At 43.6% G+C, this 13,683-nt stretch carries 10 protein-coding genes; 6 read left to right on the forward strand and 4 right to left on the reverse strand.

The window, feature by feature from the left end:
• Nucleotides 1-207 precede the first annotated feature (207 nt).
• Nucleotides 208-1,347, forward strand: a complete 1,140-nt coding sequence (locus QWZ17_RS07175) for an acyl-CoA dehydrogenase (RefSeq protein ID WP_290304406.1) — start codon at nt 208-210, stop codon at nt 1,345-1,347.
• Nucleotides 1,348-1,407: 60 nt separating this feature from the next.
• Nucleotides 1,408-2,661, forward strand: coding sequence for a peroxiredoxin family protein (locus QWZ17_RS07180; RefSeq protein ID WP_290304408.1), 1,254 nt, complete (start codon nt 1,408-1,410; stop codon nt 2,659-2,661).
• Between the two features lie 247 nt (nt 2,662-2,908).
• Here QWZ17_RS07180 and QWZ17_RS07185 read toward each other — a convergent pair whose 3' ends face one another.
• From QWZ17_RS07185 to QWZ17_RS07195, 3 genes are all read right to left on the reverse strand, one after another.
• On the reverse strand, nt 2,909-4,069 hold the full coding sequence (locus tag QWZ17_RS07185) for a PepSY-associated TM helix domain-containing protein (RefSeq protein ID WP_290304409.1): 1,161 nt from the start codon (nt 4,067-4,069) through the stop codon (nt 2,909-2,911).
• 1 nt (nt 4,070) lies between these two features.
• The gene (locus QWZ17_RS07190) at nt 4,071-6,488 is read right to left on the reverse strand and encodes a TonB-dependent receptor (protein WP_290304410.1); all 2,418 of its coding nucleotides are present in this window, start codon (nt 6,486-6,488) and stop codon (nt 4,071-4,073) included.
• 241 nt (nt 6,489-6,729) lie between these two features.
• The gene (locus tag QWZ17_RS07195) at nt 6,730-8,913 is read right to left on the reverse strand and encodes a S9 family peptidase (RefSeq protein WP_290304411.1); all 2,184 of its coding nucleotides are present in this window, start codon (nt 8,911-8,913) and stop codon (nt 6,730-6,732) included.
• A 105-nt stretch (nt 8,914-9,018) separates the two neighbouring features.
• Here QWZ17_RS07195 and QWZ17_RS07200 point away from each other — a divergent pair, with 105 nt between their 5' ends.
• Nucleotides 9,019-10,548, forward strand: a complete 1,530-nt coding sequence (locus tag QWZ17_RS07200; RefSeq protein ID WP_290304412.1) for a serine hydrolase — start codon at nt 9,019-9,021, stop codon at nt 10,546-10,548.
• A gap of 73 nt (nt 10,549-10,621) precedes the next feature.
• Here QWZ17_RS07200 and QWZ17_RS07205 read toward each other — a convergent pair whose 3' ends face one another.
• On the reverse strand, nt 10,622-10,903 hold the full coding sequence (locus QWZ17_RS07205) for a hypothetical protein (RefSeq protein WP_290304413.1): 282 nt from the start codon (nt 10,901-10,903) through the stop codon (nt 10,622-10,624).
• 212 nt (nt 10,904-11,115) lie between these two features.
• Between QWZ17_RS07205 and QWZ17_RS07210 the strand changes: the two genes are divergently transcribed.
• From QWZ17_RS07210 to QWZ17_RS07220, 3 genes are all read left to right on the forward strand, one after another.
• Nucleotides 11,116-11,409: a nucleotidyltransferase family protein gene (locus tag QWZ17_RS07210; RefSeq protein ID WP_290304414.1), complete on the forward strand. Its 294-nt coding sequence runs from the start codon at nt 11,116-11,118 to the stop codon at nt 11,407-11,409.
• Nucleotides 11,399-11,746 (forward strand): HepT-like ribonuclease domain-containing protein, encoded by a 348-nt coding sequence (locus QWZ17_RS07215; RefSeq protein ID WP_290304415.1) that lies wholly within the window; start codon nt 11,399-11,401, stop codon nt 11,744-11,746. The genes QWZ17_RS07210 and QWZ17_RS07215 overlap by 11 nt, the downstream gene beginning before the upstream one ends.
• 62 nt (nt 11,747-11,808) lie before the next feature.
• Entirely contained in the window at nt 11,809-13,683 is a 1,875-nt protein-coding gene (locus QWZ17_RS07220) for a M61 family metallopeptidase (protein WP_290304416.1), read from the forward strand.

The raw sequence follows: 13,683 nt of genomic DNA on the forward strand, positions 1-13,683 counted from the left end.
AAAAAATTAAAATCACCTACCTGTGAAAAACTTTTTTTGAATTCTCAGACGCCCAAGTTGAGATTTTTTGTTCTTTGTTTTGGGTTTAATCAATAGTTTAAATTAATTAGGGGAAAGGGAGCTTCCAAAAAGGCTCTCTTTTTTTTGTGCATAATTTTATTTGCTATGCATGCATAGCTTTTTATATATTTATGTTTTTATCATACTATGCATTTTGAATTTACAGAAGAGCAGCTGATGATTAAGCAGGCTGCCTGCGATTTTGCCCAAACAGAATTAAAACCCGGCGTAATTGAGCGCGATGAGCACCAGAAGTTTCCCGCCGGAGAGATAAAAAAATTAGGAGAATTAGGGTTTTTAGGGATGATGGTAGCGCCACAATATGGCGGTAGCGGCATGGATGCCATATCCTATGTACTGGCTATGGAAGAGATAGCCAAGGTAGACGCTTCGGTAGCCGTTATATTATCGGTAAATAACTCGCTGGTTTGTACCGGACTCGAAAAGTTTGGCACCGAAGCTCAAAAACAAAAATACCTTGTTCCCTTAGCCAAAGGCGAGCACATCGGGGCGTTTTGCCTTTCGGAACCCGAAGCCGGCTCCGATGCAACCTCGCAGCGTACCACCGCTATTGATATGGGCGATCATTACCTGCTTAACGGTACTAAAAACTGGATCACCAATGGAAGCACCGCATCTACCTATATTGTAATGGCCCAAACCGATGCCGCTAAAAAGCATCACGGCATCAACGCTTTTATTATTGAAAAAGGAATGGAGGGTTTTACCATTGGCGCCAAAGAAAATAAAATGGGTGTACGCGGTTCAGATACGCACTCCATTATGTTTAGTGATGTTAAAGTGCCTAAGGAGAACCGTATAGGCGATGACGGCTTTGGTTTTACCTTCGCCATGACATTGTTGGGAGGAGGCCGCATAGGTATTGCCGCCCAGGCTTTGGGTATAGCAGCCGGCGCTTATGAACTTGCATTGCAATATTCAAAAGAACGTAAAGCCTTTGGCAAATCACTTGCCGATTTGCAGGCCATTCAGTTTAAACTGGCCGATATGGCTACCGAGATTGAAGCCGCACGCTTGCTTTGCCTTAAAGCCGCCTGGCTAAAGGATCATGGGCAGCCTTATGCCCAGGCCAGCTCCATGGCCAAGCTGTTTGCATCTGACGTGGCTATGCGGGTTACTGTGGAGGCCGTGCAAATTCACGGCGGATACGGATATGTAAAAGAATACCATGTAGAACGGATGATGCGCGATGCCAAAATAACCCAGATTTACGAGGGTACATCAGAAATTCAGCGGATTGTCATTTCGCGCGAAGTGTTGAAATAACGGGCTGATTTTTATACTTTTGAAAAAGTATATTAAATTAGTAGACTATTTTTGTTCAACATGAATTTCAAATCCATCATAAGCACTTTATCATACGCTTTATTATTACAAGCGGCATCGGCACAAACCAAACTTAAAACAGGTATTTGGCGCGGCGCATTAACCACCAAATCGGGTGCCGAGATCCCTTTTAATTTTGATGTAAAGGATACAGCAGGTAAACAGCAGCTGGCTATTATTAATGGTGCCGAGCGCTTTAAAGTAACCGATGTTGTGGTTCAGGGCGATTCGGTTTTTATCCATATGCCGCTTTTTAATTCGGAATTTAAACTGAAACTAAACGACGGTAAATTAAGCGGAGCATGGGTAAAGCACCTGGCCAACCAGGATGTATTAACCCCTTTTGCCGCCGAACCTAATACAGCCTGGCGTTTTTTTAAGAACCCCGAAAAAGCTACTTTTAATGTAAGGGGCAGATGGTCGGCCATTATTGGCGAAGGCGCGGGTGCCGATACCACAGTTGGCGAATTTAAACAGGTTGGTGCAAAACTTACCGGTACCTTTTTAACCACCACCGGCGATTATCGTTATCTTGAAGGTATTGTTACCGGCGATAAACTATATCTATCCTGCTTTGATGGTGGCCATGCTTATACTTTTACCGCTACAATTAAAGAGGGTAAAACCATTACCGATGGCAAGTTTTACGCGGGTTACTCAAGCGTGCAGTCATGGACTGCCGTAAAAGACGCGAACGCCAAATTGCCCGATGCCTATTCGTTAACGGCTTTAAAGCCCGGTTTTAAAAAGATAGATTTTTCTTTTAAAGATATCAATGGCAACACCGTTTCCCTACAGGATGCCCGATACAAAAACAAAGTAGTTATAGTACAGATTTTGGGTTCATGGTGCCCTAATTGTATGGATGAAACCGCCTACATGGTAAACTACTACAAAAAATACCAGGCTAAAGGCGTTGAAGTGGTTGGCCTTGCCTACGAGCGTACCAATGATTTTGCCAAATCGCAAAAAGCACTGTTGCAGGTTAAAAACCGTTTTAACGTGCCTTATCCGTTGCTGATAACCGGTTACACCAGCGATAAAGCCGAAACCAGCAAAAGCCTGCCCATGCTATCAAAAGTAGTAGGTTTCCCTACTACTATCATTATTGATAAAAGCGGCGATGTACGCAAAATTCACACCGGCTTTAGCGGTCCGGGTACAGGTGTGTATTATACCGAATTTACCAACGAATTTGAAAGGCTGACAGATGATTTGCTGGCGGAGCAAGTGGAGGTGGTGAAGGGGAAATAGAGGCAGCCTCTAAATCTCCCCTGAAGGGGAGACTTTTAAATCTAACTCCCGCGAGGTTAGCGTAGCGTAACTCGTGAGAAAAGCTGGCTGAAGCCTTTGGCTTCCGTTAAAATAACGCTGAAGGACAGGAGGGCAGCTGAAAGCTGCAACCATGATACCCACGAGCTGAAAGCTCGCGGGAGTTCAGTAATAGAGCGGCGAAAGACTTACGAAGTTTTTTAAACTTCGTAAGTCTGGGTCTGCAATACTAAGCATCCTGCGGCTTCACCACCCGCCTGTGTACCACATTCTTTGCTTTTTTTCCTTTTCCCTTTTTGCGTTTACCCAGCCAGATTATAAAACCGGTAACAGGTAATGATGCACTGATAAGGCTGGCTAAAAACGCGATGATCTTACCTGTTAAGCCAAGTACCTGGCCTACGTGCAAATCATAATTCATATCGTTCATTTTCATGCCGGGGCTTTTCTGTGTATGAAGGGTTTGCTTTAAAAGCTTGCCGGTATACTTTTCAAAAGAGTAGCTATCGCTTTTATAAAAATGAAGGCTTTGCGCATAAGCTGTTATGCCGATAGTACCGGCGGCTGAGGCATCATCAAAAATCAGGAACATTCGCGCCTGAGGTGATAAGGCTTGTGCCTGGGCAAATGCTCTGTCAATCACAAAACGGTTATCAACCTTAGTTTTTAAAAGTGAATCGGATTTAGGGAACTCCTTTTCTGACGGATAGGCCTTGCCCAGGTTGGCAGTTGAATAAATGCCTTCCCGTACCACATCGAAAACCATGGATAGGCCCGTTAGCGCCAATATAATGGCAACGCTGGTAGCATAAAAGCCCAATACGTTGTGCAAATCGTAATTAACCCTGCGCCACCGGCCGTTCCATTTTATGGTTAGGCTGCGCTTCCGGTCGGTTTTACGTTTTGGCCACCACAGGATGATGCCGGTTATCATCAGCACAATAAAAATAATAACCGAAATACCCACCACCAGGCTGCCAATTTTAGGTGGCATCAACAGGTACAGGTGGATATATTCAACTATGATGAAAAAGTTTTTAGTCGGATTTTCTTCATGGATCACCTTGCCGGTGTAGGGGTTCATGTATACGTATAACATGCCCTGTTCTTTAGGCAGGTTAACCAGTAAGCCGGCGGGCCTGTCTTTACCGTAATAATATAAATAACTGGCGGTCGAGCCGTTATGGGCTTTTAATCCTTCGGCTTTTAAGGCAGATGGGGGCAGGTAGGGTTTGTGTACAGTTTCTACATGCCGGTAGCTGTATAGGGCATCCTGTATCTCGTCCTGAAAACAAAACAGACAGCCGGTAATACTTACAATAACCACCACAAGCCCGGCAATAAAGCCGAGCCAGCGGTGGATAAATAACATGACTTTTTTAAACGTCATATCAGAATTTATAGGTAAATGTAAGAGCGTAGTTCCTCAATTTTTGTGGGTTAACGGTGGTGTAACCTATCCAGTATTGTTCGTTGGTAAGGTTGTCCATTTTAAAACCTAACCTGTAGTGTTTAATATCGTAAAATACAGATGAGTTAAATACGGTGTAAGCAGGCAATTTAAATACACCCTGGCTTACGCTGTTGATAATTGTATTATCGCTGGCATAGTTACCGCCAAAACCCAAGCCCAGGCCTTTAACCGCGCCTTTTTGTAAACGGTAGCTTACCCAAAAATTAGCAAGGTAAGGTGATGATGCTGTACCTGGGCGGCGATTAGCTACATCAGTATTGGTTGTGGCATCGTATTTCGAGTAGTTATAAGAGAAACCTAATACAGCGTTTAAACCGGCAATGGGGTTGGCTATAATTTCTGTTTCGATGCCTTTGCTTAGCTGGGTACCATCCTGCAGTACACGGTTTGGAACAGATGATGGGCGAGTGATATCTTTAACCTTTATATCGTAGTAGCTTACCGTACCGCTTAATTTGCCATCAAACAAATCAACCTTTACACCACCTTCAATTTGGTTGGCATGCTCTGGCTTAAGTGGTTTGTTGTCTTCGGTAATACCGGTTTGGTTACGGAAACTGTTTTGGTAGTTGGCAAATAATGATAAATGATCTTTAATTGGCTGATAAACCAAACCGAACTTTGGCGAGAAAGCCGTTTGCTGATAACCGCCAGATACTGTTTTGGTTGTTGGATCAACATTGCCAATGTTCACAAAACGATCAACGCGTAAACCTGCCGAAGCGATTAACTGATCGGTAATATTAAATACATCTGATACATACGCGCTGTATGTATTTCTGATGTACATGTACGGATAGGTGTAGCCCGGGGTGCCGGTGGCGTAAATGGCATCCATAGCGGCTTTATTAAAGTTAGTGTAATCCTGGTTGCCTTGTAATGATACGGCATCAAGCGTGCTGCCAAAAAAGTATTGTTTGGAGTTGTCCCTGAAGAAATCTAACCCGGCAACAACCCTGTTGCGGAATTTGCCAATCTTGAAATCGCCATTAAAGTTTTGCTGAATTTCGATCATGTCATCATAACTGTTTTTGGTCGACTGATCATTGCGGGAAATGGAATCATGCGGCATCAGGTAAAAATACGGACCGAAACCATCAGAGTAGCTGTGTGTAGCGGCGATGTTGGTACGTGAGGTCCACGAGTTGGAGATTTTATATTTTATCTCGCCAAAAAAATTGGCGTTTCGTGATGTCTGCGTCAAATCGTTACCGGCGTAGCTTTGTTTGTAATCAAGCGGTAATTTATCGGCGCTGCTATACCCCAATTGAGCGATGGTTACGCCATAAGGGAAAAAGAAGATGGATTTACCAATGTTTTTACCGTATGATAGTTCTGCATCAAATGAAATGCTTAGCCTGTCGTTTACATTATATAATAAGCTTGGCGCAATGAATACGTTACGGGAAAAACCGGTAGTTTGAAAACTTCCTTCGTGGTTATAAGCGGTGTTTAAACGGAAAAGTACTTTTTTCTTAGCATCAAGTGGCGTGTTGATATCGGCGCTCACCCGTTGAAAATCAAAGTTACCTCCCGATGCCGAAACTTCGCCGCCAAAAGAGTCAAAAGGTTTTTTAGTTACCCTGTTAATTAAACCACCATATGATGTTAAGCTACTGCCGAACAAAGTGGCAGATGGGCCTTTAATAATTTCGATGCTTTGGATATTAGCCGCATCAATGGTATTGGTGATGTTACCGGCCAGTCCATTGCGTAAACCACTTTGTACAATAAAACCACGGCTGTTGTAGTAAGAGCCACCATCGCCGCCACGGCCGGTTGCTTCCCACATTTTTTGGATGCCCGACGCGTTGCGGATTGCGTCATCAACAGAAAATACCTGTTGCTCCTGTAGCAGCTGGCTGCTGATAGTATTATAAACCGATGCGTTTTCGAGGTTATTTAATGGCATTTTGCTAACGTCAACACTTTTCCTGCTTTTAAACTTGTTGGTTTTGTTTGAATTGATGTTAACTTCCTGCAAACCGTGAGTAGCATCTGATACGGTGACAGCAGGAACTGTTACCGTTTGCCCTGCCGTAACTTCAATGCTGCTTTCCTGGCCTTTGCTGCCAACCTGCGAAATTACCAGGGTGTATTTGCCCTGGACGGCACGAAATTCAAAATCACCGTCTTCGTTGGTAACAGTACCAAATTTGGTGCCTTTTAACATGACCGAAACGTTATCGGCAGGCTGACCATTAGTAGTTGAAATATGTCCTTTTATTGTGCCGCGGTTTTGCTGTGCAAGTACGGGACGAGAACTAAAGAGTAATATAGCTGACAAAAAAAACAGAGCGAAGAGTCTGTGAAAAGATAGTTGGGGTTGTGTCATTTTATTTAGACTAATTATAAATAATAGTCAAAAGTACTCCATTATGACAATTGGTCCAAATTTATTTAGAAAGATTATAAATAATATATTGGTATGAGTTTAAAATCAGCGGCTTAATATACGTTTGAAGAGTGTAGGTTATACATCTTAAGCGGGTTGAAGTGTTCAAATCTCCATTAAAACAAAAGGCCGGCTGATTTTGGTCAGCCGACGTTAAAAGGAGTTTTTAAGTATTCAATAATTATCTGCCTCCCGGAGGGCATTTTTCCTTTAAATATTGGGTAAACAAGGTGTGCAGGTGCAATGATGTACCCGGCCCTTCAAAAATACCATGCGTACGGTTAGGGTACGACATGAGCTGAAATTGGCGGTTGTATTTAACCAATTCGTCAATCAGCTCCTCGGCGTTTTTGTAGTGTACGTTATCATCACCTGTACCGTGAATATACAATAGGTTACCTCTTAAGTTTTTGGCATAAGTGATAGGCGAGCCTTTGATGAAAGGCGCACGACCTGCATCATCAATCGGTACGCCCATATACCGTTCCTGGTAAATATTATCATAAGTAAGCTGATCGCCAACTGCGGCCACCGCTATGCCTGTTTTATAAATATCCGGATATTGGAACATCAGGTTTAAGGTTGTTGAACCGCCACCGCTCCAGCCATGTACCGCTATACGGGTCGAATCGATAAAAGGCCATTTGATGATCTCTTTAGCGGCCATAGCCTGGTCGCGCACGTTAACAATGCCTATGTTTTTGTAAATAGCTTTACGCCACGCGGTGCCTTTTGGCGCAGGCGCGCCACGGCCTTCAACAGACATGTATATGTAACCATCATCGGCCATGCTACCTACATATAAACCGTTACGACCGGCCCCCCAGGTATCGGTTACCGTTTGGCCGGCTGGTTCGCTGTATACGGTAAACAAAACAGGGTATTTTTTATTTGGGTCGAAATTGGTTGGTTTCATCATCCAGCCATCCATTTCAATGCCATCGGCGGTTTTTACTTTAAAAAACTCCGGTTTGTTTTTAACATTGGCGTTCAATACAATTACTTTACCGCCAATGTGTTTATGCTCTGGGAGGGTAACAACCTCGCTAACCGGTGGGGTGTAGCTGTTATTGAAACTGTGCAAGGCCACTTTACCGTTAGGCGAAATATCATAACCATGTGTACCCGGCTGGTCGGCAGGCGATACGCGCTCGGCTTTGCCACCGGCAAGTTTTATTTTGTACAGATATTTCTGGGTTGCATTATCCGGCGATGCGGTGAAGTAGATGTAACCGCCGGCCTCGTCAATCAAACTCAGGTTAATGATATCATAATTGCCTTTGGTAATCAGGGTTTCCTTGCCTTCGCGGCTTATTTTGTAAATGTGCTTCCAGCCATCTTTTTCGCTTACCCATAAAAAGTCTTTGCCTTTGTTTATCCACTCCCAGCCAATAGGGTCGCCGTTGTTCCAACGTTCTTTACCATCCAACCAGGTATCACTTTTTTCCTCGTGGATGATGTGGGCTGTACCATTTGATATGTTACCTACAAAAATGCGACTTTCGGTTTGGGCGCGGTTTTCCTGTTCCAGAATGATCTCGTTAGGGTTCAATGTCCACTCCATGCGGGGGATGTAATGCTGAATTGGGTCGCCCGGCAAATCAATCCATTTGGTAGCTGCCGAATTTACATCAACGATACCAATTTTGGCAGAGCTTGGGTTTTCGCCCGCTACAGGGTATTCTACCGGTACCACAAACGGATAGATAGAATCTGTTGTGTTCAGCATGTAATAGCTTTTAATTTTGGTAGCATCAATTTGCCAGTAAGCAATATTACGGCTATCCGGCGACCAGCGGAACCCGTCGCGGCAGCCAAACTCTTCTTCATAAGCCCAATCAAAAGTACCGTTAATTAGTCTTGTGCTACCATCGGTTGTTAATTGCTTAACGGCACCATTTGTCAAATCCTCTACATAAATATTATGCCCGCTTACGTAGGCTGCTTTACTGCCATCTGGCGATAGTTTAGCAAACATTAATGACGATTCGGGCAGGTTTTTACCTATTTGCCAAAGCTTTTGGGTGCCGGTATCAAATACCCAGTAATCACCGCGGGTATCATAACGCCACACTTTTTTGGTGTTAGTGTTAATCAAAACCTTCTTGCCATCATCAGATATCGTAAATCTTTTTACGCCTATGGGCTTGCCCCCTTTGGGAGTAAGCATGGCCGCGCTTATCCAAACTGTTTTTTTGCTGCTGTCGCGGGTGTCATAAACAGTAATTTCGCCGCCGGTTGTTTTGTAATACTGATAACCATCGTTTGCCCAATGCGTGGGCGCGCGCTGTGCCTGCACCTTGTTGTTGCCCAAAATGAACAAAACAACTGCAAAAAATAATAAACCCGAGCGGTTAAATTTCATATAATTATACTTTGAATTAAGATTGCGGCATTAATTTATTTATAAGCAATGCCTCTGTAAATTTTGCGTTAATTTAGTACTTTACCAAAGTATAAAACACCTGTAATGAAAAAAATACTTCTATCTGTTACTCTTTGTCTATCGTTATTTACTACTACTCAAGCCCAACATGCGGATAGGAGCAAGTTTGTGAAAGACAGTCTTGACCTGTATGTAAGTCGCGCGCTTACCAACTGGCGCATCCCCGGCGCGGCGGTTTGTATTGTAAAAGATGGCAAGGTGGTATTGATGAAAGGTTATGGCATTAAAGAGCTTGGTTTGCCCAACCTGGTTGATATCAATACTTTGTTTATGATAGGCAGCAATACCAAAGCTTTTACCGCTACCGCGCTGGCCATGCTACAAGCCAATGGCAAGCTTTCTTTGGATGATAAGGTAACCAAATACATTCCCGAATTTAAATTAGATAACAAACTGGCCGGCGAGCAGGCCATTGTGCGCGATTTACTTTGCCACCGCTTAGGTTTGCAAACCTTTCAGGGCGATTTTACTTTTTACAACACCAACCTTACCCGCGAAGAAGTGATAACCAAACTGGGGCAAATTAAAGCGCCATACCCCTTCCGCACTAAGTGGGGATACACCAATTCGGCTTTTGTAACCGCGGGCCAAATCATTCCTAAAGTAACCGGCAAGCCCTGGGAAGTTTATTTAAAAGAAACCATCTTTGCTCCCTTAGGTATGGGTAACACGCTGGCCTTAACTGCCGATATGCCCAAAGCACTAAACCGTACGGTGCCGCATACCCTTAATGATGGGCGGCTAACAGCCATACCTTATTGCCAGATTGACGGCCTTGCACCAGCCGGAGCCATCAGCTCTTCGGTAAATGATATGAGCAAATGGGTATTGGCTTTGTTAAATAACGGCAAGGTAGGCAACCGGCAGGTAATCCCGGAGGCCGCCATACAGGCCACCCGTCAGCCACAGGATATTGTGGGCAATTTTCATCACCTCAACGGCGAAAACAGCTTTGAGCTTTACGGCCTTGGCTGGTTTATACAGGATTACTCGGGCCATAGGTTGGTGATGCATGATGGTGGCGTTAATGGTTATGTATCGTCGGTTACGCTATCGCCACAGGATAACCTGGGTATCATCATTTTAACCAATACCGATCAAAACCTGTTTTATGAAGCCTTGCGCTGGGATATATTAGATGCCTACTTTGGTCAGGGATTCCGGAACTATAGCGACGTTTATTTAGCAGATTTTAAAGTCAAAGCAGCTAATGATCTTGCCCTGGATAAAAGAATACGCGATACCATATTGCTTAGCCCTAAGCCGGTATTACCACCAACCAGTTACATTGGCAAATACACCAATAGCCTTTATGGCTCAATGACGGTTACGCAGGGCGAAAATAATGACCTGGAAATGCGTTTTGAGCATCACCCCAAAATGTTTGCCAAACTGCAGCCATTGGGCGGCAACCGCTATTACGTAACCTTTTCCGATCCTACATTAGGAAAAGCGGTGTTTCCTTTTACCGTACAAAACGGCAAGGTTACCGGGGTACGCGTTAAAGTTGCTGATTTTGTGGAGCGTAACGCTTATGATTTTAAGAAGGAGTAGGTTGGTGAGTGGTCAGTAGTGAGTAGTAAATTTTTTTCTCTACTCACTATTCACCACCTCACCATTCACCACCTTAAAATTTCAGATTTAACTTTAGCCATTCCTGGATTGCTACCTGCGTTTGAATGTCTTCGGGGAGTTTATCGTGAATAAGTTTTTCCATTTTATTGCCGGTGTTGGCAAAGCGGTAATCCCATATAATCATCAGTTTGTTGATGAGGTATACCATTTCATTTCCTTCATCTTTGGTAAACGGCGTGGCGTCAGGCTTGCCGCTTACCCGTGGATCATTTTGGGTGTAATTTGTCCACTTGTAATCGGTATAATGTAAGTTTCTTTTTGAAAAAAGGATCATGTGCCTGGGGAATTTCTTTAAAGGTACGGATAATTACCCCGGTATTTTGTTAATGCCTATTTTAAATGGAGATTGATGTTAAATATTGGTTAAGAAATTGGTGCGCGTTATGAGTGATAGTTCCATGGCTTAACCGATATTGGCTATTGTCCTTGATATGGGTATGCCAGGTATAGCGTGTTATGAAATGAGTTTATTATATTTGTAATGCCATGCAACTTTCCATCGCCGACATACAGTTATTGAAAGATTATTTTTCCGGTCAACCGGTAATTAAGGCGTATGTTTTTGGCTCCTATTCACGTGATGAAGCTGATAGCGAAAGCGATTTAGATATCCTTGTCGATTTAGATTATTCTAAACATATCGGCCTTGGATTTATTACCATGCAATCGGATATCCAACAAAAGCTTCATAAAAAAATTGACCTCGTTTCTTCAAAAGCCGTCTCCCGACATTTATCTTCATTTATAGAAAAAGACAAAATCCTTATCTATGAAAGGTAAAATGGGTGATCGGCAGAGGTTGCTCCATATTTTGGAAGCCATTGACGAAATCAATAATTATACGTTAAGTACAGATCTAAAGTCATTTCTTGAAAATTCGATGATGCGATTTGCCTGTGTAAAGCAAATTGAAATTATTGGTGAAGCCGCAAACTACATTACCCCAGAAACTAAAGTGCTATTTTCTGATATGGAGTGGAAGCAGATCATTGGCATGAGGCATATTCTTGTTCATGAATATTTTGGAGTTGACTTCGACCTCATTTGGCAGGTGATCATCAAAGACCTTCCTATATTAAAGGAAAAGGTTTTAATAGTTATAAAAGCCACAACGTAATGATATTGATATAATTCATTTCCCCGATTAATCGTATTTTCATGCCCGTTAATAAAAATTGCATGAAAAAAAGATTTTTACTCGCTTTTGCTACTTTGTTTGCCTCGGCAGTTATGGCGCAACAGGATGCTCCTAAAGCTATTTATTATTCTATATCGTTCCCCAACGCGGCACACCACGAGGCCGAAGTTACCATCACCATTCCGCAGGCCCCGGCCGAGCCTTTGTTGCTGCGGATGAGCCGTTCATCTGCCGGGCGTTATGCCACACATGAGTTTGGCAAAAACATTTATAACGTAGCCGCTACAGACGTAAACGGCAAACCGCTTGTGCTAACCCAGGTTGAAGGCGATGTGTACAAAATTGAAGATCACCCGGCTACCGTTAAGGTAAGCTATACTCTTTTTGGCAACTATACCGATGGTACGTATACCAGTATAGATTTAAGCCACGCCCACTTGAACATGCCGGCCACATTTATGTGGGTTGCTGGTTTAGATAAAAGAGCTGTAACGTTCCAGTTTAATGATCTGGATAAATATGGCTGGCATGTAGCTACTCAGCTTAAACACGAAGACAAAAACGTGTACAGCGCACCCAATATGCAATACATGATGGATTGCCCCACCGAATTATCCGACTATAAAGTAACGAGGTGGGAGGCCGTAAACCCCGATAATAAGAAACTAAAAATTAACCTTACCGTACACTCCGACGATAGCCAGGAAGTAATTGACAACTTTGGTAAAATGGTAGCCCGCATGACCCAGGAAGAGAAAGCCGTTTTTGGCGAGTATCCGGTTTACGATTACGGCGAGTACACTTTTATCAGCGATATTAACCCTGCCGCGGCAGGCGATGGTATGGAGCACCGTAATTCAACCTGTATCACTATCCCGGCACCCAAAATTGGCGGACTTGAAAATCGTTTACTTGGTGTTTTCGCGCATGAGTATTTCCACAGCTGGAATGTAAAGCGCATCCGCCCAAAATCATTGGAGCCGTTTAACTTTGAACATGCCAACATGAGCAACGAACTTTGGTTTGCCGAAGGTTTTACCCAGTATTACGGCGAGTTACTTTTAGAGCGATCTGGCTTTGTGAAGTTAGATGATTACACCTGGACCATAGCAAGCCTGGTTAACCAGGTATTAAATACACCGGGCGCTGCTAAGTACCCGGCCACGCAAATGAGCCGTTACGCCGTGTTTGCAGACGCGGGCGTATCTATCGACCCAAACAATAATGCTAACGACTATACCAGCTACTACACTTACGGTGGCGCGATAGCCTTAGCCCTTGATTTGCGTTTACGTAGCGATTTTAATTTAACGCTTGATGATTACATGCGCCAGGTATGGCTTAATCGTGGTAAGGTAATGAAGCCTTACACCGTGGCCGATTTGCAAACCGACCTGGGCAAGGTAACCGGCAACCCTAAATTTGCTGCCGAGTTTTTCAAAAAATACATTACCGGCATCGACAAAAATAATTATGAAGAATTGCTGGCCAAAGCCGGCCTGGTATTACGCCGGGTTGACCCAGGTAAAGGTTGGGCAGGCTCATTGGCCGCAGCACCCGCCCGCGGCCGGGCCGGGCTTGCACGTACCGCTAACGCCGATGGCTTACCCATTCAATCAAGCACCATTATGGGTACGCCGGTTTACAAAGCAGGCTTAGACGCTGGCGATGTGATCATGAAAGTAAACGGCGTTGATATTAAAGATCAAAAAGGTTTTGACGATCAACTAACCGGAAAAAAACCGGGCGATAAGCTTACCATAAATTATAAGAACCGCACCGGTGACCATGAAACCACTATTACCTTAGAAGAAAACCCTAACTTTGAGGTAGTCACCTTTGAAAAAGCTGGCAAAACATTAAGTAAAGAACAGGAAACTTTCCGTAACAATTGGCTACAATCAAAAGTCAAATAA

Source organism: Mucilaginibacter flavus (assembly GCF_030409315.1).
GTDB classification, from domain to species: domain Bacteria; phylum Bacteroidota; class Bacteroidia; order Sphingobacteriales; family Sphingobacteriaceae; genus Mucilaginibacter; species Mucilaginibacter flavus.

Excerpts from the sequence above, each read along its gene's own strand:
- QWZ17_RS07180 (WP_290304408.1), top strand. The coding sequence starts at position 1,408 with ATGAATTTCAAATCCATCATAAGCACTTTATCATACGCTTTATTATTA.
- QWZ17_RS07200 (WP_290304412.1), top strand. The coding sequence starts at position 9,019 with ATGAAAAAAATACTTCTATCTGTTACTCTTTGTCTATCGTTATTTACT.
- QWZ17_RS07195 (WP_290304411.1), bottom strand. The coding sequence starts at position 8,913 with ATGAAATTTAACCGCTCGGGTTTATTATTTTTTGCAGTTGTTTTGTTC.
- QWZ17_RS07210 (WP_290304414.1), top strand. The coding sequence starts at position 11,116 with ATGCAACTTTCCATCGCCGACATACAGTTATTGAAAGATTATTTTTCC.
- QWZ17_RS07185 (WP_290304409.1), bottom strand. The coding sequence starts at position 4,069 with ATGACGTTTAAAAAAGTCATGTTATTTATCCACCGCTGGCTCGGCTTT.
- QWZ17_RS07175 (WP_290304406.1), top strand. The coding sequence starts at position 208 with ATGCATTTTGAATTTACAGAAGAGCAGCTGATGATTAAGCAGGCTGCC.
- QWZ17_RS07220 (WP_290304416.1), top strand. The coding sequence starts at position 11,809 with ATGAAAAAAAGATTTTTACTCGCTTTTGCTACTTTGTTTGCCTCGGCA.
- QWZ17_RS07190 (WP_290304410.1), bottom strand. The coding sequence starts at position 6,488 with ATGACACAACCCCAACTATCTTTTCACAGACTCTTCGCTCTGTTTTTT.
- QWZ17_RS07205 (WP_290304413.1), bottom strand. The coding sequence starts at position 10,903 with ATGATCCTTTTTTCAAAAAGAAACTTACATTATACCGATTACAAGTGG.
- QWZ17_RS07215 (WP_290304415.1), top strand. The coding sequence starts at position 11,399 with ATGAAAGGTAAAATGGGTGATCGGCAGAGGTTGCTCCATATTTTGGAA.